30 protein-coding genes and 1 tRNA gene are annotated in these 24587 nt (G+C 64.0%); 11 read left to right on the top strand and 20 right to left on the bottom strand.

The window, feature by feature from the left end:
* Positions 1–16 precede the first annotated feature (16 nt).
* From RBH26_RS09255 to RBH26_RS09205, 11 genes are all read right to left on the bottom strand, one after another.
* Positions 17–88, bottom strand: a tRNA-Ala gene (locus tag RBH26_RS09255).
* Positions 89–171: 83 nt separating this feature from the next.
* Entirely contained in the window at positions 172–528 is a 357-nt protein-coding gene (locus RBH26_RS09250) for a hypothetical protein (RefSeq protein ID WP_306757934.1), read from the bottom strand.
* A gap of 140 nt (positions 529–668) precedes the next feature.
* Positions 669–1361 (bottom strand): rhomboid family intramembrane serine protease, encoded by a 693-nt coding sequence (locus RBH26_RS09245; protein WP_306757933.1) that lies wholly within the window; start codon positions 1359–1361, stop codon positions 669–671.
* Positions 1362–1493: 132 nt separating this feature from the next.
* Positions 1494–1802, bottom strand: coding sequence for a 30S ribosomal protein S10 (gene rpsJ, locus RBH26_RS09240; protein WP_004215311.1), 309 nt, complete (start codon positions 1800–1802; stop codon positions 1494–1496).
* The gene (tuf, locus tag RBH26_RS09235) at positions 1803–3065 is read right to left on the bottom strand and encodes a translation elongation factor EF-1 subunit alpha (RefSeq protein ID WP_306757924.1); all 1263 of its coding nucleotides are present in this window, start codon (positions 3063–3065) and stop codon (positions 1803–1805) included.
* Between the two features lie 238 nt (positions 3066–3303).
* The gene (locus tag RBH26_RS09230; RefSeq protein WP_306757923.1) at positions 3304–4251 is read right to left on the bottom strand and encodes a homoserine dehydrogenase; all 948 of its coding nucleotides are present in this window, start codon (positions 4249–4251) and stop codon (positions 3304–3306) included.
* Complete coding sequence (locus RBH26_RS09225) at positions 4248–4835, bottom strand: amino acid-binding protein (protein ID WP_306757922.1); 588 nt, start codon at positions 4833–4835, stop codon at positions 4248–4250. Before RBH26_RS09225 ends, RBH26_RS09230 begins: the two co-directional genes overlap by 4 nt.
* A 207-nt stretch (positions 4836–5042) precedes the next feature.
* Positions 5043–5432, bottom strand: a complete 390-nt coding sequence (locus RBH26_RS09220) for a NifU family protein (protein ID WP_306757921.1) — start codon at positions 5430–5432, stop codon at positions 5043–5045.
* A gap of 55 nt (positions 5433–5487) precedes the next feature.
* Positions 5488–6732 (bottom strand): hypothetical protein, encoded by a 1245-nt coding sequence (locus tag RBH26_RS09215; protein WP_306757920.1) that lies wholly within the window; start codon positions 6730–6732, stop codon positions 5488–5490.
* A 557-nt stretch (positions 6733–7289) separates the two neighbouring features.
* Positions 7290–7487, bottom strand: coding sequence for a hypothetical protein (locus RBH26_RS09210; RefSeq protein WP_306757919.1), 198 nt, complete (start codon positions 7485–7487; stop codon positions 7290–7292).
* Between the two features lie 149 nt (positions 7488–7636).
* On the bottom strand, positions 7637–8614 hold the full coding sequence (locus RBH26_RS09205; RefSeq protein WP_306757918.1) for an ROK family protein: 978 nt from the start codon (positions 8612–8614) through the stop codon (positions 7637–7639).
* 142 nt (positions 8615–8756) lie between these two features.
* Between RBH26_RS09205 and RBH26_RS09200 the strand changes: the two genes are divergently transcribed.
* Positions 8757–9215, top strand: coding sequence for a hypothetical protein (locus RBH26_RS09200; RefSeq protein ID WP_306757917.1), 459 nt, complete (start codon positions 8757–8759; stop codon positions 9213–9215).
* Positions 9216–9344: 129 nt separating this feature from the next.
* On the opposite strand, the gene RBH26_RS09195 is transcribed toward RBH26_RS09200, so the two are convergent.
* Both RBH26_RS09195 and RBH26_RS09190 read right to left on the bottom strand, forming a co-directional pair.
* Complete coding sequence (locus RBH26_RS09195; RefSeq protein ID WP_306757916.1) at positions 9345–9809, bottom strand: universal stress protein; 465 nt, start codon at positions 9807–9809, stop codon at positions 9345–9347.
* A 168-nt stretch (positions 9810–9977) separates the two neighbouring features.
* On the bottom strand, positions 9978–10442 hold the full coding sequence (locus tag RBH26_RS09190; RefSeq protein ID WP_306757915.1) for a universal stress protein: 465 nt from the start codon (positions 10440–10442) through the stop codon (positions 9978–9980).
* A 100-nt stretch (positions 10443–10542) separates the two neighbouring features.
* Here RBH26_RS09190 and RBH26_RS09185 point away from each other — a divergent pair, with 100 nt between their 5' ends.
* The 6 genes from RBH26_RS09185 (at position 10543) to RBH26_RS09160 (ending at position 14559) form a co-directional block, all read left to right on the top strand.
* Positions 10543–11283 carry an SDR family oxidoreductase gene (locus RBH26_RS09185; protein WP_306757914.1) on the top strand — a complete coding sequence of 247 codons (741 nt, stop codon included), beginning with the start codon at positions 10543–10545 and terminating at the stop codon, positions 11281–11283.
* Positions 11284–11341: 58 nt separating this feature from the next.
* Positions 11342–12034: a DUF2071 domain-containing protein gene (locus tag RBH26_RS09180; RefSeq protein WP_306757913.1), complete on the top strand. Its 693-nt coding sequence runs from the start codon at positions 11342–11344 to the stop codon at positions 12032–12034.
* A gap of 142 nt (positions 12035–12176) precedes the next feature.
* Positions 12177–12974 (top strand): YqcI/YcgG family protein, encoded by a 798-nt coding sequence (locus RBH26_RS09175; protein ID WP_306757912.1) that lies wholly within the window; start codon positions 12177–12179, stop codon positions 12972–12974.
* Positions 12971–13558, top strand: a complete 588-nt coding sequence (locus RBH26_RS09170) for a cysteine hydrolase family protein (protein ID WP_306757911.1) — start codon at positions 12971–12973, stop codon at positions 13556–13558. The genes RBH26_RS09175 and RBH26_RS09170 overlap by 4 nt, the downstream gene beginning before the upstream one ends.
* A gap of 67 nt (positions 13559–13625) precedes the next feature.
* Positions 13626–14090: a pantetheine-phosphate adenylyltransferase gene (locus RBH26_RS09165; RefSeq protein WP_306757910.1), complete on the top strand. Its 465-nt coding sequence runs from the start codon at positions 13626–13628 to the stop codon at positions 14088–14090.
* Between the two features lie 64 nt (positions 14091–14154).
* A complete protein-coding gene (locus RBH26_RS09160; protein ID WP_306757909.1) occupies positions 14155–14559 on the top strand; it encodes a hypothetical protein in 405 nt (134 codons plus the stop codon).
* A 5-nt stretch (positions 14560–14564) separates the two neighbouring features.
* On the opposite strand, the gene RBH26_RS09155 is transcribed toward RBH26_RS09160, so the two are convergent.
* The 6 genes from RBH26_RS09155 to sepF all read right to left on the bottom strand — a co-directional run bounded on the left by RBH26_RS09155 (position 14565) and on the right by sepF (position 19625).
* On the bottom strand, positions 14565–15008 hold the full coding sequence (locus RBH26_RS09155) for a universal stress protein (RefSeq protein ID WP_306757908.1): 444 nt from the start codon (positions 15006–15008) through the stop codon (positions 14565–14567).
* Between the two features lie 54 nt (positions 15009–15062).
* Positions 15063–16274 carry a threonine ammonia-lyase gene (gene ilvA, locus RBH26_RS09150; protein WP_306757907.1) on the bottom strand — a complete coding sequence of 404 codons (1212 nt, stop codon included), beginning with the start codon at positions 16272–16274 and terminating at the stop codon, positions 15063–15065.
* Between the two features lie 251 nt (positions 16275–16525).
* Positions 16526–16933 (bottom strand): gamma-glutamylcyclotransferase family protein, encoded by a 408-nt coding sequence (locus RBH26_RS09145; RefSeq protein ID WP_306757906.1) that lies wholly within the window; start codon positions 16931–16933, stop codon positions 16526–16528.
* Positions 16934–17076: 143 nt separating this feature from the next.
* Positions 17077–18225: a citrate synthase gene (citZ, locus tag RBH26_RS09140; RefSeq protein WP_306757905.1), complete on the bottom strand. Its 1149-nt coding sequence runs from the start codon at positions 18223–18225 to the stop codon at positions 17077–17079.
* A 170-nt stretch (positions 18226–18395) separates the two neighbouring features.
* The gene (locus RBH26_RS09135; RefSeq protein ID WP_306757904.1) at positions 18396–19043 is read right to left on the bottom strand and encodes a helix-turn-helix domain-containing protein; all 648 of its coding nucleotides are present in this window, start codon (positions 19041–19043) and stop codon (positions 18396–18398) included.
* A 216-nt stretch (positions 19044–19259) separates the two neighbouring features.
* Complete coding sequence (gene sepF, locus RBH26_RS09130) at positions 19260–19625, bottom strand: cell division protein SepF (RefSeq protein WP_306757903.1); 366 nt, start codon at positions 19623–19625, stop codon at positions 19260–19262.
* A gap of 320 nt (positions 19626–19945) precedes the next feature.
* On the opposite strand from sepF, the gene RBH26_RS09125 reads away from it, so the two are divergent.
* The 4 genes from RBH26_RS09125 to RBH26_RS09110 all read left to right on the top strand — a co-directional run bounded on the left by RBH26_RS09125 (position 19946) and on the right by RBH26_RS09110 (position 23667).
* On the top strand, positions 19946–20695 hold the full coding sequence (locus RBH26_RS09125) for a DUF1028 domain-containing protein (protein WP_306757902.1): 750 nt from the start codon (positions 19946–19948) through the stop codon (positions 20693–20695).
* 308 nt (positions 20696–21003) lie between these two features.
* Positions 21004–21330: a tRNA-binding protein gene (locus RBH26_RS09120; RefSeq protein ID WP_306757901.1), complete on the top strand. Its 327-nt coding sequence runs from the start codon at positions 21004–21006 to the stop codon at positions 21328–21330.
* Between the two features lie 208 nt (positions 21331–21538).
* Positions 21539–22960, top strand: a complete 1422-nt coding sequence (locus RBH26_RS09115) for an APC family permease (RefSeq protein WP_306757900.1) — start codon at positions 21539–21541, stop codon at positions 22958–22960.
* Complete coding sequence (locus RBH26_RS09110) at positions 22957–23667, top strand: universal stress protein (protein ID WP_306757899.1); 711 nt, start codon at positions 22957–22959, stop codon at positions 23665–23667. Before RBH26_RS09115 ends, RBH26_RS09110 begins: the two co-directional genes overlap by 4 nt.
* A gap of 76 nt (positions 23668–23743) precedes the next feature.
* Here RBH26_RS09110 and RBH26_RS09105 read toward each other — a convergent pair whose 3' ends face one another.
* The gene (locus RBH26_RS09105; RefSeq protein WP_306757898.1) at positions 23744–24481 is read right to left on the bottom strand and encodes a universal stress protein; all 738 of its coding nucleotides are present in this window, start codon (positions 24479–24481) and stop codon (positions 23744–23746) included.
* Positions 24482–24587: the final 106 nt, after the last annotated feature.

The following is a 24587-nucleotide window of genomic DNA, read 5'->3' as shown; positions in this document are numbered from 1 at the left end:
CGCGACGCAGAAATCATGGACTCGCCGGGATTTGAACCCGGGGCCTCTTCCTTGCGAAGGAAGCGATCTGCCACTGATCTACGAGCCCTCGCTCGTTTATAACCGCGAGATCTATTTGTAGCTTGTGTTTCGTTGTCGGGACGACAGCGACCACCACGGGAACGGCTTACGTCACAGCTCGAGTTCGCCACGGAGATCCTGGACCCCGAGTGCGGCCAACGTTCCGGCAGCCAACAGCAGGAGGAACGTCGCGAGACCGCCACCGACTGCGGAAAACAGCAACGCGAAGTGGACACACAACAGCGCCCACAGGAACCAGATGCCACTCCACTGCCGAATGCGGTCGACGGCAAGAGCGACGACAGCGGCGGTGTAGCCGACGAGTCGGACGATCTCACCGACCGATGCAGTTCCCTCGAGGAGCAACGTAACCGCGATCGCGCCGACGATGACGGCGACGATCGTCCACGAGAAGTGTAGTTCCTCGTCGAGACGGGCGACCGCGTGCTGGAGCTGTGACGGGGCCATACGATCCGTTCGAACGAGTCAGGAGAATATGGTTTCGGTCCCGGAAGGACGTCTCGAGTCGGATGGGTTTGTACGTTACCCGATGTCCCGGCACGACTGCAGCCGGGTTGTGAGTGTATCAGAACTGACAGAGGGGAGTCTCACGGCCGCGCAGATCGGGATCCGACCTGCAAGAGGCGTACGCGGCCGGCGACCAGTCCGAGGAGGAAGCCGGTAAAGTGAGCCAGCAGCGCGACGCCCGGTGCGGCCGTCGCCAGCGTGACGGCGACGGCGAGGGCGAGAAAGACCAGCGCCGAGAGCCACTGCGGGACCTCGACGAAGGAGGCCAGGCTGGCCGACAGCCGGTTCGAGGCGATCAGGTAGCCGAGCAGGGCGAAGACGGCACCACTGGCACCGATTACACCCTCCGTCGGGGCGACGCCAACCAGCGGCATCGCGGCGGCCGCGTTCGTAAAGACGATCTGTGAGACGCCAGCGATCGCACCCGTCACGAGGAAGAAGACGTGAAACCGCAGCCGCGTCGTCGCCCGTGCGACGGGCCAGCCGAAGACGATCAACGCGAGGCTATTCGAGAGCAGGTGGCCGAGGCCGCCGTGAGCGTAGACGCTCGTCACGATCGTCCACGGGTTCGTCGACAGCGGCGGTGCGAGGACGAACAGCCCGGCCATGAGCCCGACGCCGATCAGTGCCGTTACCCACTGGAGAGCGTAGACGGCGACGAAGACGACGAGCAACTCGACGATGGGACTGCTCGAGCCGTCGTCGGCCGACTGCGGCCCGGCACCAGACGGCGACCGCGTCCCAAACTCCGACCGTGACGAGCGATCGACCATACCGGTTAGTCGGCTGGCGACGACAAAAAGTCCACCCGCTGACGACGGGCGACGGGATCGAAACCTACAGTGACGGTGCTATCGAGCGATTCCAAGAAAACGAAAAACGCACCGCAACCGCAAACCGGATCGTCAGTCCTCGAGGACGATCTCGATCGAGACGTCGTTTGGCACCTGAATGCGCATGAGCTGACGGAGTGCGCGTTCGTCGGCGTCCAGATCGATCAGGCGCTTGTGGACGCGCATCTCCCAGTGCTCCCACGTCGCGGTGCCTTCGCCGTCAGGCGACTTCCGGGTCGGCACCTCGAGGGTCTTCGTCGGCAGCGGGATCGGACCGCTGAGGTTGACGCCGGTGTTGTTCGCGATCTCGCGGACGTCGTCGCAGATGTCGTCCAAGTCGTCTGGACTCGTGCCCGCGAGTCGAACGCGTGCCTGCTGCATTTATTTCTCGTTGACCTCGAGAACCTTGCCGGCCGCGATGGTCTGACCCATGTCGCGGATGGCGAAGCTCCCGAGCTCGGGAATCTCGCTGGACGGCTCGATGCTGAGGGGCTTCTGCGGTCGGATGGTGACCACAGCAGCGTCGCCCGACTGGATGAAGTCGGGGTCTTCCTCGGCGACCTCGCCGCTGGATGGGTCCATCTTCTTGTCGATGGATTCGATCGTACAGGCGACCTGTGCCGTGTGGGCGTGGAAGACCGGCGTGTAACCCGCGGTGATGACCGAGGGGTGCTGCATGACGACGACCTGTGCCTGGAAGGTCTCGGCGACCTTCGGCGGGTTGTCGGCGGGGCCACAGACGTCACCGCGTCGGATGTCGTCCTTACCGATGCCGCGGACGTTGAATCCGACGTTGTCGCCGGGTTCGGCCTTGGGCACCTCTTCGTGGTGCATCTCGATGGTCTTGACCTCGCCACCGACGTCCGAGGGCTGGAAGACGACGTCGTCGCCGACGTTCATGATACCGGTCTCGATACGTCCGACAGGGACGGTACCGATACCCGAGATCGTGTAGACGTCCTGGATCGGGAGTCGGAGCGACGCGTCCGTCGGCGGCTCCGGCTCCGGCAGGTCGTTCAGGGCCTCGAGCAGGGTCTCGCCGTCGTACCAGTCGGTGTTCTCGGAGGCGTCGGCGATGTTGTCGCCTTCGAACGCCGAGATCGGGATGAACGAGGCGTCGTCCGTGTTGAACTGGACCTGCTGGAGGAGCTGGTTGACTTCCTCGACGACCTCGTCGAACGTCGACTCCTTGTAGTCGACGACGTCCATCTTGTTGACGCCGATGATGAGTTCGTCGATACCCAGGGTGCGGGCCAGGAAGACGTGCTCCTGGGTCTGGGGTGCGACGCCGTCGTCAGCAGCGACGACGAGGACGGCGTTGTCGGCCTGGCTCGCGCCAGTGATCATGTTCTTGACGAAGTCGCGGTGACCAGGACAGTCGACGATGGTGAAGTCGTACTCGTCGGTGGAGAACTCCTGGTGGGCGATGTCGATGGTGACACCGCGCTCTCGCTCTTCGGCGAGGTTGTCCATGACGTAGGCGAACTCGAAGCCGCCCTTACCCTTCTCTTCGGCTTCCTCGCGGTGCTGTTCGATCACGTGCTCGGGTACGCTCCCCGTCTCGTAGAGGAGTCGTCCCACGAGCGTACTCTTCCCGTGGTCAACGTGGCCGATGATGGCCAGGTTCTGGTGTTGTTCGCTCATTGTTGTAGCTCACGCGCAGAGGCGCTTATATCGGTCTCTTTGGCTCGTTGCGGTTAAAACCATTTCGAAAGCGTATTCAGTCGAACCCGGCGCCTGCTTGCGGTTTGCTGAGTGTTCACACGAACTGGGTGTTCGATCGACCGGCCGGCGGGCGATCGGAATCGACGTGACTGGTATCGGCGAGTGACCGCCCGTGCGGTTCCCGAGAGCCCGATCGATCGCGATAAGAACGAGACGGCTACAGCGGTGGGAGTCGGCCGACGTCCGATAGCACGGCCGTCGCCGTCTCCGGACCGCCCGCACCGCGGCCACTCGAGTGCAGCGAGCCGGCGTTGCGAGTTTCGATCTGGACGATGTTTCGCGTGCCAGTCACGGCAAGCGGACCGTTTTCGGGGACGAGACGCGGTCCGACGCGAACGCCCTCACGGGTTGCCTCGCCGATCAGCCGAATCGTCCGGCCGTCCTCGGCCGCGAGATCGAGCGCACTGCCGGGAATACTCTGAATACCCTCGACGGTCGCATCCTCGAGGGCGAACCCGCCGTCGGCGAGGACGTTTGCGAGGATGACGAACTTGAGCGCGGCGTCGGTGCCGTCGACGTCGAAGGTGGGGTCGGCCTCGGCGACGCCCAGATCCTGGGCCTCCGCGAGGACGTGTTCGTAGTCTAATCCTTCGGCAGCCATCCGCGTGAGGATGAAGTTCGCGGTGCCGTTGAGCACACCGCGGACGGCGGTGACGGCCTGGGGCGTCTCGTCTTCGATCGTCGAGAGGATCGGAATAGCGCCGCCGACCGTCGCTTCGAATCGGACCGAACCCGCGCTGTCGGCCTCGAGTGCGCGGAGTTCTTCGTACCGTTCGGCGACGGGGCCTTTGTTCGCCAACACGGCGTGGCGGTCGTCCTCGAGGGCGCGTTCGACGTGTGAGAAGCCGGGCTCGGCGTCGCCGAGCGTCGTCGGGGTCGCCTCGACGAGGACGTCGTACTCCGTTTCGAAGACGGCTTCGGGGTCGTTCGACCCGACCGACTGGCCGCCGACTTTCCGTTCGAGGGCGCCGTCGACGTCGATCCCGTCTGGATCGACCGCGGCGGTCGTAGAGTCAGCGAGCGCGACGACATCGTGGCCGTAGTCGCCGGCGAGGTCGGCCACGGAGCGACCGACGTCCCCGGCACCGAGGATTGCGAGTTTCATGGGGCATCACCTCCGAGCAGTGGTTCGACGACTGTAAGCTCCTTTTTCGAACCGAGGGATCGAATCGCCTCGAGTGCCGCGTCGGCGTTGCCGGAATCGATCGCGAGTCGCACGCGTGCACTCGTGACGGCGTCGGTTCCGTCGGGCGCGGCCAACGAGAGGTCGCGGACGACGGCGTCGGCCTCGTCCTCGATTCGCGAAAGCGTATCCGAGAGATCGGTGTCGACGAGGTCGCCGACCAGGACGACGCTGACCTCTTCGCCGTAGTGTTCGGCGCCGGCCTGAATGACGTTCACGCCGGCGTCCCGAAGTGCGTCGACGATGTCGTCGAACCGGTCGGGCGGCGACTCGAGGTCGACCTCGACGGGGATATGTCCGCGAGGTGTGATGTTGCCGCGTTCGTGATGAATACTCAGGAGATTACCGCCGTTGTTCGCGATCGGTTCGAGCGCGCGGAGGAGTTCACCGGGCTCGTCGACGAGCTCGAGTCGGACGGTGTAGGCGCGAACACCGCCGTCCGTCTCGGCGTCCTCGTCTCCAGGCTCGTCACTCACTGTCGTCACCTCCCGCTTGCAGGCGTCCACACGTCATCATGGTGTACGACTCCGTAATGGGAGCGTAAAAGGATATAGGACTTCCCAAAACTCTCCGGCCCTGCTAGCGTTACGCACGGCTAGACGGGGATTCGAAGACAGACCGCGAGTGTGTAGGGCTGATACGGACTGCAACGATTACCGGCGTAACCGCCGCCCGGGTCGCGGTTACGCCGGCAATGACTACAGTAGACCGTATCAGAGGTGGTCTTTCCCCGGGTTCGAAGAGCCCCAGTCGCCGCGTCCACCTTCGGTGCGGTCGACGCCCATGATCGATTCGGCCTGGTCGGGGCCGCCGAGGCTCTCGCGGGCGTCGGGGACGCGGACGGTGACGTCGTCGATTTCGGGCCACTTGAGGAGTTCCGCCGTGATGTTTCCCGTCGTAACATCGCTGACCGAACAGCCTTTACAGCCCCCGCCGAGTTCGATGATTACCTCGCCGGTCTCGGGGTCTGCCTCCCGGACGGCGCTGGTCCCGCCGTGCATCTGGATGATCGGCATCTCTCGGCTGAGCCAGGTCTCGACGCGCTCTCGGAGCGACGACTCGCCCTCGGCGTCGGTGTCGGATACCGCGTCGGAGTCAGTCATTACTTGGTCTAGAAACCCGAGCGCTGAATAAGGTTTTGACGGCTGTTATCGTCTATCAGGATCGTTCCTGACGGTTCCGGTGAAACGTATAGAGTGCACCGTCGGTCTCGGCGTTTGGAACCTGCGGCGTAGAACTCGCGACGATCGTCTCGGGTCCGGCGATCCGTGCGGTCCAGAACGCTGCCGTCTCCGTATCCCGCCAGTGTGCGAGCTCTTCGGGATCGGCGGGGTCGCTCACGTCGTGGATCTTGACCCCGCCCTGGTACCACGAGGAGGAGAGCCGGCCGTCGCGCAACTCGAAGTTGTGTGCCGTCGTCCACTCGCCGCCCCGATAGCTGGCGTCGTCGGCTGCGGGTGCAGCGATCGACGCCGCCTTCTCGGGATCGGCGGGGTCGCTGACGTCGTAGAGATCGATTCCGCCCGGACCATCGGGTTCTTCACCGCCGGTCGCCCAGGCTTCTCGGCCTACCGCGAGGAGTTCACCGGTGTCGTCGACCGCCGAGTAGTGGTCGTTACCGGGCAGTCCCAGCTGTGCCTCCTCGCGCTCGAGGTCGTGGTGGGTCTCGAGTTCGGTCTCGCGCACGTGTGAAATGTATTGCGGGTCGGCAGGATCGCTCACGTCGAGCAGATAGGTGCCGGCGTTCCAGTGGGCGAGGGCAGCGACGTCGTCGTGGACGTAGACGTCGTGGAGATAGCGGACGAGCCAGTGAACTTCTCCCCACTCGGGTTCGCGGTCGATCAGCGACCAGCGACCGATCTCGGTCGGCCCGTCGCCGCTGACGTCGAAGACGACGAGTGGATTCTCCTCGTCCTGGTTGGCGACGACGTACAGCACGTCGCCGTCGAGAAAGCAGTTGTGGATGTGGTAGCCGGTCTCGTAGGGCTCGCCGACGGCGACCGGATCGGCGGGATCGCTGACGTCGTAGATGACGAAGCCGTGGAAGACGGGCGAGGCCGTCCGATCTGCCGGTCCGACGACGGCCAGTCGATCGCCGTCGACTTTCACGTCGAGGATGTGGTGAAACCGCTCGTCGTCGACCGAAAGTGGATATCGTTCCTCGAGAAGGGTCGGATCGGATGGATCAGCGATATCGACGGTCGCAAAGCCGTCGGTGGTAGCGAGATAGGCCGTCTCGCCGTCGTCGCCGACGACGGCCTCGGCGGCACCGGTAACCGGAACGCGGCCGAGCGGTTCGAACCCATCGCGGTCGGTCCCTGTTACGAGCGATCGCGTCGCCTGCGCGATGCCGATGGCGGCCCCGACGGCGCCTCCGGCCCGGAGAACTGCTCGCCGCTGCATAGTGGCCATTCGGACCGAGTGGCCATAGTAGCTACTGATACTGCCGGACAGCAGTCAGTAACACGTCGGTCGCGAACTCGCGGCCGTCACCCGCGGGACGGCCGCAGTAGCGCGACCGATCGGTGAATCGTTCTGTCCGGCAGTATGAACAGTACCGCACACCCGATCGCCAGCGGGCGTTGCGATCGGTGTGGGAATCGGTGCAGGAATAATACAGTGGCGGACGACGGGGCATGGCTACCAGCGGACACTCGAGTCGCCGTCGACTGATACGGATCCCTGTACCGATTTACCGGCGTAACCACCGCCCGGGTCGCGGTTACGCCGGCAATGACGTACAGGAGACCGTATGAGACAGGCGTCGAAACACGTCCCGGAGTCGTACCAATCGATCGCCTCGTCGTTACGGTCTGCCGTATCGACATTCCGGCGAACCCACAGACGGGTCGTAGGCTCGTCGGCACTGACGAACAACGGTTCGTAACGTCGGCGACGGCGCCACCGCTGTCCAACACAGGACTATCGAGTCGAGAAGTCGGGACGGTTTCCTCGCCACGTCACCGCAGTTCCTCACGCGAGCGGACCGCATCGGCGTCCATCGCGATCCAGGCCGTGGCGTTCTCGCGATCTCGAAAGACGACCTGTGACTCCGCCTCGTCGGCGACGACCGTCTCGAACTGCGGGTGCGGCGGCGTATCCGCCCCGTCGTCACGAGTAGTCACGACGTCGGTTACGGTGCTCGTGTTCGTGGCCATGGTCCTCACTCGGGTCTATGACCCCTCGAAACCTAAAGCAGGGACTGGATTCCCTCTCGGCGGGAACAGCATGTGTTTATATAGTGAACGGCGGAAAGAATCGGGCTCACGGGGCGAATTCGATATCGTGGCTGCGACGGCGGCCGGTCTCACTCGAGGAAGCGCTGGCGGTCGCCAGTTCCTTCCGTCAAGGCGCTGGCGAGTGCGCCCTCGAGGACGACGTCGTCACCGAGGTCCGTCACGCGAATCTCGGGGACGTTGGTCATCACCATCTCGGCGACACGCTCCCGGATCGGATCGACGACCAGTTCCTCGTTGTGCAACGAGACAGCACCGCCGAAGGAGACGACGATCGGCGCGAACGCGTGGATCACGTTCGTCACGCCGATGGCGTTCCAGTGGGCGAGTTGCTCGATCACGTAATCGGCCAGTTCGTCCTCGCCGGCGAGATCGAAGACGTCTTTCGCCGTGAAATCGGGCCCCTCGAGCGGCAGGTCCGTCGAAATCGTCGGGTCGTCCTCGGCGAGCAACCTGGCGTAGTCGGGAATGCCGTTGCCCGAACAGTAGGCCTCCCAGTGACCGTCGCGGCCACAGCCACAGGTCAGTCGGCCCGTCGGATCGACGACGTAGTGACCGACCTCGCCGGCGTTACCGTCCCAGCCGCTGACGATCTCGCCGTCACAGCAGACGCCGGCACCGATCCCCGAGGAGATCGTGATATAAACCATGTCGTCGGGATTGCGGTCGGCGTGGAACCGCTCGCCGATGACGCCGGCAGTCGTATCGTTGTGAAGGTAGACGTCGTCGCTGTCGATCAGTTTCTCGATCGGTCCCGTCAGGGGGATCCGGTCGATCGAATCCGGCAGGTTTGCGGGATCGATGACGGCCCCTTCCGCGAGATCGAACGGTCCGATGGAACCGATCCCTGCCGCGACGATATCTTCGGGGACGATACCGGCATCACCACACGCCTCGCGAAGCGTCCGCAGGACGCCTTCCGTGACGTCGATCCCCGTCGGCCCACGTGGGGTGGAGCGACGGCGGAGCCCGATCGTCGTCCCGTCGTCCTCAGCGACGACGGCACGAACGTTCGTCGCGCCGAGATCGACGCCCGCATAGTAGTCCATCCTTGTGGGAGAGACGACCGGCGTCGTACTTAACTACACAGATTGTACTCGACGACGAGTAGTATTTGTAATCAGTCTCGAAGACGGAAACGTGGCCCTACCCGTCGATGGAAGTATGACACTTGATAGCATAACATTGTGTATGGCAACCGATGAGACGTCCGGTGATACCACGCCGGAAGCGGTACCCGAACTCACCGAGTCGGAGTACGAAGCGCTTCACGAGGTCGAACTCGCCCTCGAGTGGTTCCAGCGCGCCCAGGGGCAACTGCTCGCGTTCCACCACGCGACGGGCCACGGGATGGATCACCTCCGTGACGCCGAGTCACGACTCAGAGCGGCCGGCCACGGGGACCTCGCCGATGCGATCCGGGACGATCTGTTACCCCACGGCGTCGTCGACGGCGATCGCTGGTCGTACGACGTCGTCGAGGATTTCCAGCGGAACTTCCTCACCGAATCGCGGGCGCTCGAGCGGCAGGTACGCGAGGAACTGGCCGACGGCGAGCGACACGTACAGGAACGACGCCAGGAACGGGTATGGAAGGATCGAGCCGAAAAACGGGATCGCACCACTGATACTATCGAAAGCAGTCAGTGACTTCCCGATTTCAGGACGCATCCCGCGCCCCCGTCGTGCGATCGGGTATGCAGTGGCGGGCAGTGGCTACTATAACGCAGACGCTGGGATGGAGTCGACACCACCAAAACGAAACACCCGATCGAGTCGTTACTCCATCACGTCGAGATCGCGGAAGTAGGTGACCGGACAGGGAGCCTGCAGGATGATCTCCTGGGAGACCGAGCCCAACACGGCCTTCTCTGCCGGCGAGCGCCGGCGCCCACCGACGACCATGCGGTCGGCGTCGACGTCGATCGCCATGTCGACGACCTTGCTGGCGACGTCGCCGAGTGCGCCGCGGACCTCGTAGTCGACGCCGGCCTCGGAGAAGCGCTTTTCGAGATCTCCAACCGGGGAGCGACGGGCAGCGACCTCGTCGGGATCGACTTCGTCGACGCGCTCGTCGAAGCCGAGATCAGCACGGATCTCTTCGTACTCGTCTTCGGTGAACGCGTGTCCGATCACGACGGTCGCATCGAGCGGTTCGGCGACCTCGAGAGCTGTTTCGGCCAACTCCTCGGCACGAACGGTATCCATCGGCCCGACGGCAAGCAGTATCGTATCGATCGCCATACGCACACAATGGTCGTGCCACCCGCTTAAGTATTCTCGTCGATCCGACAGTGTGGAAATCGTACCGTCAACGACACGGGTTACGGAGCCGAGGCGGTCGTGCGATCCTCAAACCGAGTTCCGGAGACAGTCCAGAGACGGCTCCCGGTTGTGCGACAGGAGACCGTATCAGTCACTGAACCCGTCGTTTCGGACGAAGGTTACTGGACAGGGTGCCGACAGCAGGACCTCCTGGGCCGTCGAGCCGAAGACCGCCTTCCCGGTCGGGGAGCGACGTCGGCCGCCGACGACGACACGATCGGCGTCGACGCTGCCCGCCAGATCGACGATCGTCGGTCCGTGTTCGCCGACCGCACCGCGGATCTCGTACCCGACGTCCTCCTCCTCGAGTGCCGCCTGGAGATCGAGGATCGTCGAGTGGCGCGCGGCGACGTCGTCGGGTTCGATCTCCGCCTCGGCGCGATCGAACTCGAGGCGCGTGAGGACGTCGTCGTACTCGCTGCGGGTAAAGACGTGTGCGAGGACGACGGTGGCGTCGGCCGGTTGCGCGACTTCGGCGACCGTCTCGGCTAACTCTTCGATGCGGTCGGCATCCCCGGGTCCGACGGCGAGCAACACGGTATCGAGCGTCATACTGTCGACTAAACCCGTGCAGTACCGTAAAGCCACTTCCGGCAGGCGACAGGTCGGTCGTTCCGGGCGTTTTTTCTCCGCCGTCGTCGACCGACGGCACATGGACGGACCGGACCTCTCGGATCGAACGGTACTCGTCACGGGAAGTGCGGCAGGCGTCGGTCGTGAACTCCTGCTCGCGACGGCCGACTGTGGCGCGAAGACGGCCGTACACTACCACACCAGCGCCGACGCGGCCCGCGAGGTCGTCGACGAGGCACTCGAGCGAGGAGCGAGCGACGCCATGCCGATCCAGGGCGACGTCACCGATCCCGAGAGCGTCGACGGGCTCTTTGCGGCCATCGAGTCGGAACTCGGGAGCGTCGACGTCCTCGTGAACAACGTCGGCGACTTCGCGCCGAGTCACTGGACCGACCTCGAGTTCGAGACCTGGAACCGAGTGCTCGAGACGAACGTCAACGGGACGTACCTCTGTTCGAAACGCGCGCTTCCAGCGATGCGAACGAGTGACTACGGCCGGATCGTCAACATCGGCTACGCCTCGAGCGAGAAGGGACTGGTCAACCCGACGAACTTCCCGTACTTCGTCGCGAAGGCCGGTGTGTTGATGTTCACTCGGATGCTCGCGGCCGACACACAGGATACGGACGTGACGGTCAACGCGATCTCCCCGTACGTCGTCGAGAACTCCGACGAGTTCCCCGACGAACTCCCCCGCGGTCGGCCCGCGAGTTTCGAAGACCTCGTCGGGCCGCTGTACTTCTTCCTCGATCCCGACTCCGAATACGTCAGCGGCGAAAACATCGAGGTCGACGGCGGCTGGCTGCCCGAGACAGTGTGACACACTTTCGGGCCGCGTTTGGCTCCAGTTTTTCAGGTTCGCAGCGCCTGGATATGGTATGGTCCTCCCGATCGCGATGGGGTGGCGACACCTGCTCTTTGCTAACTGGCCGGTCGATCCAGCGGTCGTTGCGGCTCGGCTCCCGGATGGACTCGTCGTCGAGACGTACGACGACCGGGCGTGGCTGTCGGTCGTGCCGTACGTAAACGTCGACGTTCGCCCGCGTTGGGTTCCAAGCGGCGTCGGGTTCGAGCTCCCCGAACTCAACCTCCGGACGTACGTCAGCCGGGACGGCGAGCCCGGGGTCTACTTCTTCAGCCTCGATGCCGAAGGCGTCCTCGGCGTCGTCGGTGCCCGCCTCTTTCACCGGCTCCCCTACTACCACGCCGACATCGAACTGCATCTGACCGATCACGGCATCGCGTTCACGAGCGAGCGCCGACATCCGGGTGCGGCTCCGGCCAGTTTCGCGGCCACGTACGATCCCGTCGGCGACGCCTTCGTCCCCGAACCCGACTCACTCGCGGCGTTTCTCACCGAGCGATACCGATACTATACGGCCGCTCGAGACGGAACGCTTCGCTACGCCGACATCGACCACGAACCGTGGTCGCTGCGGGAGGTAGCGGTCGACATCGAGACGAACACGCTCTTTGCCGCCAACGGGTTCGAGACGCCGACGGCGTCACCGATCTGTTACTACGGCGACGGGGTCGACATCACGTCCTCACGAAATCGTCGTTGGCGATAATCACCTGGCGAGACGGCACGAAGACGATCGATATACCTCGAGGGCGGCGTCCTGACCGTCGGCGATCGGATCGCGTAATCGACACAGGCGGTTCGAGAGCCGAACCTAAACCTACATTGCCCAGAAGTCCTAAGCGCCACCGATGAACGAGCCGGGCATCCAGTCGTTGATGGACCAGGAAACGCTCGATAGTCGCGTCCAGGCCGGCGAGACGCCGGCATGGGTCGCCGACCACTGGCGGACGTTCCAGGAGGGGCTGCTCGGCGAACGAAACGGAACGCCGTTCCCGTGTTTCTTCGGCGCCGAGTCGGTCGAAAGCGGCGAGCCGTTGTATACGGCCGTCCCCTCGATGAGCGACGCCGACGCGCTGTTGACGCTGCGCGATCGCATCCTCGAGTACCTCGAGGTGTACGAAGAGTACGCCGAGCGGGCGTCGCTGGTTACCTTCTTCAAACCGCCCGAGGAACCGCTCTCCGAGCGCGAGTACCACGACGCGCTGTGGCACATCCTCCAGACGCTTCACCTCCACGATCCCGAACCTTGGCCCGAGGACATCCCCACCGATCCGGACGACTCCTACTGGGAGTTCTGTCTCGGCGGTGAGCCGATGTTCCCGACCTGCCGGGCTCCCTTTTACGACCAGTACAAGAGCCGCTACTGTCCGATCGGCCTCGAGATCACGTTCCAGCCACGCGCGCTGTTCGAAAACCTCGGCGTCACGGCCGACACCGAGGCCGGCCAGCGCGCCCGCGACGTCATCCAGGACCGACTCGAGGGGTACGACGGTGTCTGTCCCCACGCCGACCTCGGCGACTGGGGTGTCGAGGGCGACCGGGAGTGGCCCCAGTACATGCTCCGGGAGGACGAGGCCCAGGCGCCATCGGAGTGTCCAATGACTGTCACACGAACCCATCCAAAGCCGGCGGCACGGCTGCCATGAGCGACGCGAGACACGACGCACGGTCGATCGCCGACCGCACAGAGACGGCTGCACTCGTCCTGATCGACCTTCAGACGGGATTCGACGACGAAAGGTGGGGACGACGGAACAATCCCGACGCCGAGGCGAACGCGGCACGCTTACTCGAGCACTGGCGCGAGACCGGGCGACCGCTGGTCCACGTCCGTCACGACTCGACCGAGCCCGACTCCCCGCTGCGTGGCGACCGCCCCGGATTCGCGTACAAGCCCGAAACGGAACCGCTCGAGGACGAACCGACGATGGTGAAGTCGGTCAACAGCGCGTTCATCGGAACCGATCTCGAGGAGTGGCTCCGAGCGCGTGACGTCGAGACGGTCGTCGTCGTCGGCCTCACCACCGACCACTGCGTCTCGACGAGCACCCGGATGGCCGAAAACCTGGGCTTCGAGCCGATCGTCGTGTCCGACGCGACCGCGACGTTCGAACGGGAACTCGACGGCGAGCGTTTCGACGCGGAGACGGTCCACCGGACCGCGCTGGCCCACCTCGAGGGGGAGTTCGCGACCGTCGCGACGACTGCAGCGGTGCTCGACGGTGAATGAGGGCGAGGATCACACCCGACGAGAGCCGGCTAGTACAGTTATACGTCGTCTCGGCGTTGCACCCCACATGCGAGTCGCAGTCGCGGGCACGTTCGGACCGATCCACGACGGGCACCGAACCCTGTTCGAACACGCCCTCCGGTTCGGCGAGCACGTCGTCGTCGCCCTGACGAGCGACGAACTGGCCGTCGAGACCCGCACCGAGCCGCGACCGATTCCCGACTTCGACGACCGCGTCCAGGCGGTAACCGACGAGATCGCCGCGATCGACGAGTGGAACCGCGAGGTCGAGGTACGGCGACTCGAGACCGAGTACGGCATCGCAGCTGACGAGCCGTCGATCGACGCCCTGGTCGTCTCACCCGAGACCGCACCCGAACTCGAGGACGTCAACGCCAGGCGCCGCGAGCGGGGCTTCGAACCGATCTCTGGGATCGTCGCGCCCTACGTTCTCGCCGACGACGGCGAGCGCATCTCTTCGACGCGTATCGTCAAGGGGGAGATCGACGAGCACGGGCGGCTCCTCGAATAGTGGCAGTCCCCGCAGGCGGGACGTAACAGTAATATAATGAGTATCGAGACGCGCAGGAAAACTAATGAGTGACACGCGGCGTCCGTTGCTGTTCGTGCTCCTCGGGAGCGCACTGCTCGTTACGGTGATAATCCACGTCTCGTTCGTTCCGGAGTACTTCCCCGGTGACGTCTTCATGACCGGACTGGCGCTGCTCGCCGGCTGGGTTACGTATACGATCGTCTTCTACGCAGTCGGACGTATCGTCTCCGAGCCTACCGACCTGCCCAGTATGCGGACCGCCGACATCGGTATCGCGCTCTTTCTCGTCTCGGCGCTGCTCGCTGCGGCACTCGACGCGTTCGGCTTCACCCCTGAGATGATCCTCGAGGCGTACGTGGTACCCGCGATCGGAATCTACGTCGGCCTCGCGTTGCTCGGCTGGTCGCTCGGTCGCCGGACGGAGGCGATCAACGAGATTGCAAGCTGACGGTGTTAGTCGGACTCTTTTCCGTCGTTTGCCACGAACACGGGGATCTCGCCGAACCGAATGACGTGATCAGTCACGCTCCCCATCGCCATGCGGTGGACACCGCCCCGGCCGCGGGTCCCCATCACGATCAGGTCGACGTCGTTGTCCGCGGCGTACTCGAGGATCTCGTGTTCTGGCGGACCCTGTAACACCGTTCCGGCGACGTCGAGCCCGGTCCCTTCGGCCCGCTCGAGAATCGCGTCGACGTGTTCCTGGGCGCGTTCGCGCATCGCGTCTTCGGCGCTTGCCGCATCGCCCGGTAGCCGGAGGTCACCCAGCGGACCGGTGTCGGCAACACAGACGACGTGGACGGCCGCGTCGTGGACGGCCGCGAGCTCGAGGCCGGTGTCGGCGGCGGCCTCGGCGTGCTCGCTGCCGTCGGTCGGAAGCAGAATCGTCTCGAACATCGTCCGATCGGTACGGCAAGCGCCGTAAAGATCCTGCCGACATCCAAACACGAATCAGGCGAGCACGTCGACCTCGTAACCCGCCTCCCGCATATCCGAGAGGAAGGCGTCGACGTGGTCGGGGCCGCGCATCTCGAGTTCGATCTCGACTTCCGTGTCGCTCATCTCGACCTCGCGGGACGTCCGATCGTGGTGGATGGCGTAGATGTTCGCCCGGTGGGCCGTAAAGATCTCGAGCAAGTCCTCGAGGGCGCCGGGACGGTCCTTGAGGACGGTTCGGATCTTCAGATAGCGGCCGGTCTCGACGAGGCCGCGGACGATGACGTTCGTCAGGGTGTTGAGGTCGATGTTGCCCCCACAGAGGGCGGTGACGATGGTCTCGTCGTCGCCGTAGTCGAACGCCTCGAAGAGGACCGCCGCGAGCGGAACCGCACCTGCACCCTCTACGAGCGTCTTCGAGCGCTCGAGGAGATAGACCAGGGCGACGGCGATCTCGGGGTCCGAGACGGTGACGATCTCGTCGACGTACTCCTGGATGTAGGGGAACGTCTCCTCGCCGACGCTGCGGGTCGCGATGCCGTCGGCGATGGTGTCGACCTCCTCCAAGGCGACGCGTTCGCCTTTCTCGAGGGACGGGGCGGCGCTCGAGGCGCCCTCGGCCTGGACGCCGATCACGCGCGTGTCGGGTTTCTGTTCTTTGATCGCGGTGGCGATACCGCTGATGAGACCGCCGCCACCGATGGGGACGACGACGGTCTCGACTTCGGGGCAGTCGTCGAGAATCTCGAGGCCAATGGTGCCCTGGCCGGCCATCACGTACTCGTCGTCGAAGGCGTGGACGTAGGTCCGTCCTTCCTCGCGTTCGATCTCGTGGGCGCGCTCTGCGGCCGCGTCGTAGTCCCGACCGGAGAGGACGACCTCCGCGCCGTAGTTTTTGGTCGCTTTGACCTTCGATATCGGGGCGTGTTCGGGCATGACGATCTTCGCGTCGACGCCCGATCGTGTCGCCGCGAGCGCGACACCCTGTGCGTGGTTGCCTGCGCTCGCGGTGACGACACCGGCCGCTTTCTGTTCCTCGGAGAGGGTCGCAATCCGGTTTGTCGCACCGCGGATCTTGAACGCGCCCGTCCGCTGGAAGTTCTCCAGTTTCAGACGCACGTCGGCGCCAGTCATCGCCGAATAGGTGTGCGAACTCTCCAGCGGAGTGTGCCTGGACGTCTCTCGAACCCGTTTACGGGCTTCGAGAACGTCATCGAGGTCGAGCATACGGTCGACTACGGGGTGGGTATTGAAAGACTGTCGGGGACCGGTCGGCCAGTCGATCCAGCGTAGCGACACCCCGACAGAACTGTGCTGCCTGGTTGGCAACACGACAGGGAATACAGGGAATGCACGGCGTGTGACGTGCGAGTGTAGAAGGGGACGCGGACCATATAAAGCTCATGGCTCCGGGGTGAAAGTGAAACCGCAAGACAGAGCGGCGATGTCGGCCGTGTCTGACGGTCGGCAGACAGTCGTCATTCGTGTACTCGGAGTACGGCATCGCGGCGCGCGGCCGCGGTCTCGACCGCCTCGCGGAACGATCGCTCGTCGGGCCAGGCCGCGTCGGCGTCGGCACCGAGTCGATCCGGGTGGCCGACGTACACCCAGCCCTGTCCACCGTCGGCTTTCGGGACAGCGATCCGGACGTACAACCCCTGATCGACACCCTCGTATCGATCGAGTCGCTCGAGCGCCCGTTTGTCGACCGCAAGCAGTCGCCCCTCGACGCTGCCGCCGGGGACGAGCGTCGGATATCGACCGTCGACACGTCTGAACCCCTCGAGCGTGGTCGGACCGACGAACTCGAACGTACCGGGCCCAGCGTCTACGATCGCTTCGATCTGTGCCGGATCAGTCAGCGTTCCGTAGACGAACAGTTGCATACGGATCACGTCGTCGCCGTGGCACTTGCACGTACCGTCTATCGGGACAAGGAGCGAGGGAAATTCACGTCGCTTCCGGGATCGCGATGGCCGCGAAAAATCGGTTCGGTCGATCGCCAGTGCCTGCCGTTCGAACAGTGCGGTTACCGCTCCTCGAGCGGGACGAACTCCTGATCTTCGGGACCGGTGTATCGCGAGAGCGGACGGATCAGACGGTTGTCCTCCTGGTACTCGAGGACGTGACCGACCCAGCCGCCGACACGGCTCATCGCGAAGATCGGGGTGTACATATCGATCGGGATGCCGAGCTGGTAGTAGACGGACCCGGAGTAGAAGTCGACGTTCGGGGCGATGCCCTTCTCGGAGAGACCTTTCTCCTCGGAGAGGTACTGTTCGATGGTCGTGGTGTAGTTGTACCACTTGTCGTCGCCCTCTTCGGCGAGTTCCTCGCTGCGTTCCTGGAGGATCTTCGCCCGTGGGTCTTTGACGTTGTAGACGCGGTGACCGAAGCCGGGGATACGCCGTCCCTCCTCGGTCGCCTGTTCGACCCACTCACGATGGTCTAGGTCGCTCTCGTCGATCTCGAAGAGGACCTCCATGACGTCCTGGTTTGCACCGCCGTGAAGCGGACCGGAGAGCGCACTGACGCCACCGGTGACGGCGCTGTAAATGTCTGCCATCGTCGAGCCGATCACCATCGACGTAAACGTCGAGGCGTTTAGCCCGTGGTCGGCGTGGAGGATCAGCGCCTGATCGAAGGTCTCGGCGTGAACGTCGCTCGGTTCCTCGCCGGTCAGCATGTACAGGAAGTTGGCAGCGAGCCCCAGATCGGGGTGGGGATCGAGGGGCTCTTCGCCGAGTCGATAGCGCTCGAACGCCGCAAGCGCGGTCGGGATCTTGGCGGTAATGCGCCGTCCTTTGCGCAGGGTCGCCTCGAGATCCTCGGGATCGGCGTCGGTCTCGGGTTCAGTCGCCGAGAACATCGAGACCGCAGTCCGGAGTGCGGCCATCGGCTGCTCGTCGGCGTCGGCGAGTCGCTCCATCGTCGCGAGGACGTCGTCGGAGATCTCGCGTTCCTCGTCGATCGCCGCGGTAAACTCCTCGAGTTCGTCGGCGGTCGGAAGCTCGCCGTGCCAGAGGAGATAGAGGACCTCCTCGTAGCTCGCGCCACGAGCGAGATCCTCGATCGAATAGCCCCGATAGATCAGTCGGCCTTCGTCACCGTCGATCGAGCTGAGTCCGGACTCTGCGACAAGGACTCCCTCCAGTCCTTTCTTGAGATCGTCAGCCATAGAGGATGGTTTCGCATCCCATTGGAAAAGTATTGTCGTTTGTCCGCCGTCACGGCCGAACGCGTGTGATGTCTCCGCTTCGTTCCGAGCAAACGAACAACTGAACGCTCTTTATCGGAGAGAAACTCGACATTTAGTCACATATTAGCGAATATATGAATTATTTTCCATTACTTTTCGAGCAATGCATCCAGCACCTTCGTCTGTGCGGCTGCCAGGTGTTCGGTAAACGTCGACCGGGCAATGCCGAGTTCCGCGGCGACGTCGGTCGCGTTCGCTCCCTTCGGATAGTCGAAGTAGCCCATCTCGTGGGCCGTCTCGAGGATTTCACGCTGGCGTGTCGTCAGCGAGTCTCGATCGACGAAAACCGGATCGGACGTCTCGTCGTCGTGGTCCTGAGTCAGCTCTTCGACGACGACGCCGTCGAAGTGCTCGCGGAGTTCGTCGACGATGTCGGCGAGTTCTGCCAGCTCGAGAGTGCGAAACGTCAGCTGTAGCGAACCGTCGTCCGCACGAACCGAGGAGACCGGCGTCCCGCTTCGTTCGACGAGTTCGCACGCACAGTCGGCGTCGGCTTCGCGTTCGAATCGGTACACCGTCTCTCGGTCGGAGGCCTGGATCGGTGTCAGTTCCGCTGTGGTCGCGTTCGCAGTCTCGGCCGTCGCGCTAGCGACGCCGAACTCCTCGACGACCGTTCCGTTCGCTGACGCACGCGAACGCGTTACGGACGTGATCGGTTCCTCGGCAGCCGTCGACGTGTCTGCAACCGGGCACGCTGTAGGATCGCTTACGACGATCGTCGCTCGAAACCCTGTCATGCGCGACAGTACCAGCCCGTATATAATAACCCGACACCGGAATTCCCGCCGGGTGAAAACATCGGTCGAGAGCCACCGAAACGAGGTACTATCGGCGTAGGACTGGTTTTCGAGGCCTGGCCGAAAACGACGCGAGAACGCCGACCGCGAGACGGAGACGATATCGCTCGAGAATCGATTCGCCGGCCACCGTCTCGATTGGACGGTGCTTACGTCTTAGGCCCGTTGTCCGAGCTTCTCGCGACTGATTCGGACGCCGGTCGGCGTGATGATCATCTGGTCGTCACCCTTGCGGACGATGTCACCGTCGACCTCGTGGGCGACCTGCCGGAGTTCGTCGACGATGTGTTCGACTGTACTGTCGTTGGTCCGCAAACGCGTGATGTCGGCGATGACGATGTCGCCGTCGTAGACGGCGTCTTTGATATCGATGGCGTCGGCCTGGTTGCTGACCTCGGCGATGTGTACCTGCATCGCCGCCGCGTCGGCCGAACTCGCCGATACGTCGTCGAGATCCAGTTCGACGTAGTCCTCGGCCGTTCGGGAGCCGCCCCCGCCGAGGATTTTGCTCATAAGTCCCATTGGCGTAACCCACCGCCGCCGCCAGTATAGTTCTTACGTCAGACAAAGTCACGAGAACGGACACACTGAACGGGGTGACTCAGACCGATCGACTCGATGCGACCAGTTCGGACGGACGATTCTCTCACCCGCTGTCGTTCATCAAACTGTTTAGGTTCAAAAGTTGTATGAGAGCAGCCGAAAGGTCGTCGTATGGCCCCCGTCCTCCGTACCGTCGATCGACCGACAGCGAGTCGAGTCCGAGTCGACCGGATCGGCTCCGTATCGCGCACCCCGAGACCGACCAGCGATTGGTATTCGCCAGCGACGATCCACGACCGATGACGTTCAGCATCTGCGTCCACGAGACTTACGAGACCGAAGACGGCGAGTGCCACGACCGCTTCGGGGTCGCCGTCACGACGCGTCTCCCCGGTGTCGGTGCCCTCTGTCCGTTCGTCGGCGAACACGGTGCGATCGCGACCCAGAGCCTGGTCAACGTCGAACTCGGCGAACGCTGCCTCGAGTATCTCGAGGACGGCCTCGCGATCGACGACGCACTCGAGGCCCTGCTCAACACCGACGACGGCGCCCCACAGCGGCAGATCCACGGCGTCGACCGCGAGGGGACCTTCGCTTTCTCCGGTGGGGAGTGTGTCGACTGGTTCGGCCACATCGAGGGCGACCACTTCACCGTCGCCGGCAACATGCTGACCGGCGAGGACGTCCTCGAGGCGACCGTGGCGAACTACGAGGCCAACGCCGTCCACGAGACGGTCGATCGCTCGAGTGGCCCCGGTGGAGTGTGTGCGGACGTCGAGACCGACCCCCTTGCCAAGCGCCTGATCGACGCCCTCGCTGCGGGCGACCTCGAGGGTGGCGACAAACGCGAGGAACTCACGGTACAGAGCGCTGCCGTCGTCGTCGAGACGACCGAGGATCACGACTGGGTGCCACCGTACAACGATCTCCGGGTCGACGCGACCGAGACGCCGATTGCGGATCTACGTGCAACCTACGATCTCGCGATGGCCGGCTACGAGGACACGTTGGCCCGTTACAGTGAGGCGTTCGAAGCGGATTCGCTATAGTAGCCACTGCAAGTCATTGCACACCTGATCGCCAGACGGATCGGCGATCAGTGTGTAAACCGTTGCAGTTGTTACTATAGACGCCGCGGAGAACTGACCGCAGGAGAGGACGGCGAGTTGGCTCCTGTGATCGTCCCGATTCATTTCCAGCCTGTCTGTGCGCGAACGATCAGAAACCGTTACGGCGGCGTTCTGAACGCCGTGTTTCCCACCGACCGGTGAACGACCGCGACGACTCGAGTGTAACGGCGGTCACGACGGTTCCGAAAACCGAACGTTCTTCTTCTCGTGTATCGACATCACGTCTCATGGTCGAGAATCCGTTCGACGTCGAGATCCGCGTCGGCGAAGTACTCGAGGCCGAGGCGTTTCCCGAGGCAGAGAAACCGAAGATGACCAAGCTGTGGATCGACCTCGGCGAGTACGGCGAGGTCCAGTCCGCCGCCCAACTCGACAAACACTACGTGCCGGCTGAACTCGAGGGGCGGCAGGTTCTGTGTGCGATGGACCTCGGCACGGTCCGAATCGCCGGCTTCGAGTCAGAGGTGTTGACCGTCGGCGTCCCCGACGAGGAGGAGTTTCCGGTGCTCGTCGAACCCGACGGGGAAGTGCCACTCGGCGGTCTGTTGTTCTGATACGGTACAACAGCCCGTATGATACTGTCGCAGAGTACGATTCGACGATCGGTCGCGATTCGCGGTCGACGTCGTACTGACGTCCGTCCGACAGTGTAAGTGATCGGCTGGAAGCGGCGTATACAGGCGGATCGAAGACGGTCTCGAGTCGTCCCCACATAGTCGTATTCAGCAGTGTATATATCCCTTCGGCGAAACGACTGTGGCTATGGGCACCGATCGGCCGTCGGCAACGGGGACCAACATCGAAGGCGAGACACCCCAGACCGAGCCGGCGATCGACACCGACGAGGCGACGCTTACCGACGACGCCGAACTCGAGCGGACGCTCGGCCTGACTGGCGGGCTCGCGATCGGGATCGGGACGATGATCGGCGCGGGTATCTTCGTCTTTCCGGGACTGGCAGCCGGTCGCGCCGGCCCGGCCGCGGCCGCGTCGTTCGCCATCGGTGCCGTCGTCGCCCTGTTGGTCGCCTTGCCGGCCTCGGAGCTCGCGACCGCGATGCCAAAGAGTGGCGGTGGCTACTACTTCATCTCGCGGGGCCTGGGGACGCTTGCCGGCGCCGTCGTCGGACTCTCGCTGTGGTTTGGACTGGTCTTTGCGACGGCGTTTTACCTCGTCGGCTTCGGCTACTACGCCGTCGACACGCTCGCCGAACTCGGAATCGCGGTCGGCGAGGGGCTGGTCATCCCGATCGCCGTGTTGTTCGGTGCGGGGTTTACCGTCCTCAACGTCACGGGGACCGAAAACGCCGCGAAACTCCAGAACGGAATCGTCGCCCTGCTACTGTCGATTCTCGTCGCCTTTCTCGGGTACGGAGGGCTCGACGCGGTCGGTCTGGTCGGCGATCAGGCCGCACCTGAGCAGTTCGCCCCGTTTGGAGCGATGCCGGTGTTCACGACAGCAGCGCTCGTGTTCACCTCGTATCTCGGCTTCGCACAGGTCGCGACCGTCGCGGGAGAGATAAAAGACCCCGGGCGGAACCTGCCGCTGGCGATGGTCGGCTCGGTGGTCATCGTCGGCGTCCTCTACGTCGTGACGATCTTCGTTGCGACGAGTGCGTTCGGAGGGGAACGGCTCGCAGAACTCGGTGAGACGGCGATGGTCGAGGTCGGTCGCCACTATCTCGGTACCGCCGGCGCGGTCGCGATCGTCTTCGGCGGGCTGCTGGCGACGATGTCGAGTGCCAACGCCTCGGTCCTGAGTACGTCTCGGTCGATCTACGCCGTCTCGAGGGACGCGCTGTTGCCCCAGCGGGCCAGTCGGATCAACCTCCGGTACGGCACGCCACACGTCGCACTGGGGATGGCCGGCGGCCCGATCCTCGTGTTGACCGCGACCGGGCGCGTCGAACTCCTCGCGGAGGTCGCGTCGTTTCTGCACCTGCTCATGTACGGGCTGATCTGTGTCGCGTTGATCGCGCTGCGGAGAGACGAGCCCGAGTGGTACGATCCTGACTTTCGAGTACCCGGCTATCCCCTCGTTCCGGCACTGGGCGCGATCTGTAGCTTCGCGCTGATCCTCTTTATGCAACCGACCTCACAGCTCGTTGGCGTCGCGATCATGCTCGTGACTGCCGGCTGGTATCTCTACTACGCTCGCGACGTCGACCTGAAAGGAAAACTATGACACGCATACTCGTTCCACTGGCGATACTCGAGGGAGAATCGGTTTCGGGCGGCCTGGCGTCGCTGTTGGAGCCGATGGACGTCACCGTCCTGGGTTATCACGTTCTGCCCGAACAGACCCCACCCGACCAGGCGCGGCTACAGTACGAAGAGCGAGCGACTGCCGCGCTCGAGGACCTGGCGGCCGAATTCGGGGCCGAGGAGGGGACCGCCGACTATCGGCTGGTCTTTACACACGACGAAGAGCAGACGTTCGACCGGATCGCCGCGGAGACAGACGCGGACGTCTACGCTATCCCGGGGGCGACCGGACCGGTCGATCGACTGCTCGTGGCGCTGACCGGCGACGTCGCCGTCGACCGAATCGTCTCGCTCGTCGCGGAACTGGTCGGCGACCGTCCGATCGGCGCCACGCTCTTTCTCGCGACCAACGACGAGACGCGAGGGAGAGAGGTACTCGAGACGGCCGCTGAAACCCTCATAGATCGCGGCATCGACGTGAACACCGAACTCGCGGTCGACGAGCCACCGCTCGAGGCACTCGTCGATGCAGCGGTCGACCACGACGCCATCGTCATGGGCGAACAGGCGCCGTCGCTGCGCACGCTCGTCTTCGGCGAGGAGGCCGAACGCGTTGCCGCCGAATCGGTCGGCCCCGTCCTCGTCGTTCGGCGTCTCGAGGACGAGCAGACGGACGACGGCGCCTGATACGGACTGCTGTACCGATCTCCCGACGAGCCCACGCCCACAGCCGGGTCTGGGCTCGCCAGCACAGAGAACCGTATTAGCCATCGGTCTCGAGGTACTCCCCACGGATCACGACCACCGGATCGGCCGTCCCCTTGGCCAGGGCCTTCGCCCGGTCTTTGAAGATGAATCGACGGATCGACGGCCGGCTCTCGCCGACGACGAGCAGATCGTGGTCGGCTGCAGCCTCGAGGATTTCCCGCGTCGGCGAGCCGTCGACGACGAGCGAGGTGTCGATCCGGGCGCGGTCGACGCCGGCGGTAGCGAGGTCGTCGGCCGCCATCTCGAGGAGTTCGCTCCCCTGTTCCCGATCCGCTTCGTCGGAGACGATCCGGAAGAACGTCACCTCGAGGTCGGTTCCGTCTACCAGTGCCGCCAGAAAGTCGACGATGTACTCGAGGTTGACGTCGCCGCGAACGGCGACGAGTATCGACTCGAGGACCGGTGCGGAGTTGAGCAGCAACACCGCGTCGGCCGACGTTTCGACGGCGATTCGCTCGAACGTCTGCAGCCGATCGTGTGTGAAGACGAGTCGCGACGCAACGTCGAGACAGCCGGCGTCTTCGAACAGCTGGTGGTATCGGTCGAGTTCGGCTCTGGCACGGAGACCGTACTGATCCCGGGCCTGATCCGTCCCAGTCTGATCAGGGAGTTCGTGATAGCCAAGCAGGATGACCGGTACCGATGCGAACGCATCGATGACCGTAGTTGGAACGCCCTGGCCGCCGAAGACGTCGATCGGAACGAGCACACGGTGGTCTCGAGACACAGCCATGATCGGGCCGTGATAGCGTACGACATCGAGCGTTATAATCTCCCGTAGCGGCGGCGATGACTGTCATCGCGACGAGACGTCCGTCGCTGAACCCGCAGGATTTTAG

Source organism: Natronolimnohabitans sp. A-GB9 (assembly GCF_030848565.1).
Classification (GTDB): domain Archaea; phylum Halobacteriota; class Halobacteria; order Halobacteriales; family Natrialbaceae; genus Natronolimnohabitans.
The sequence above is the reverse complement of the archived record's forward strand: the minus strand, read 5'-3'. Positions and strand labels throughout refer to the sequence as shown.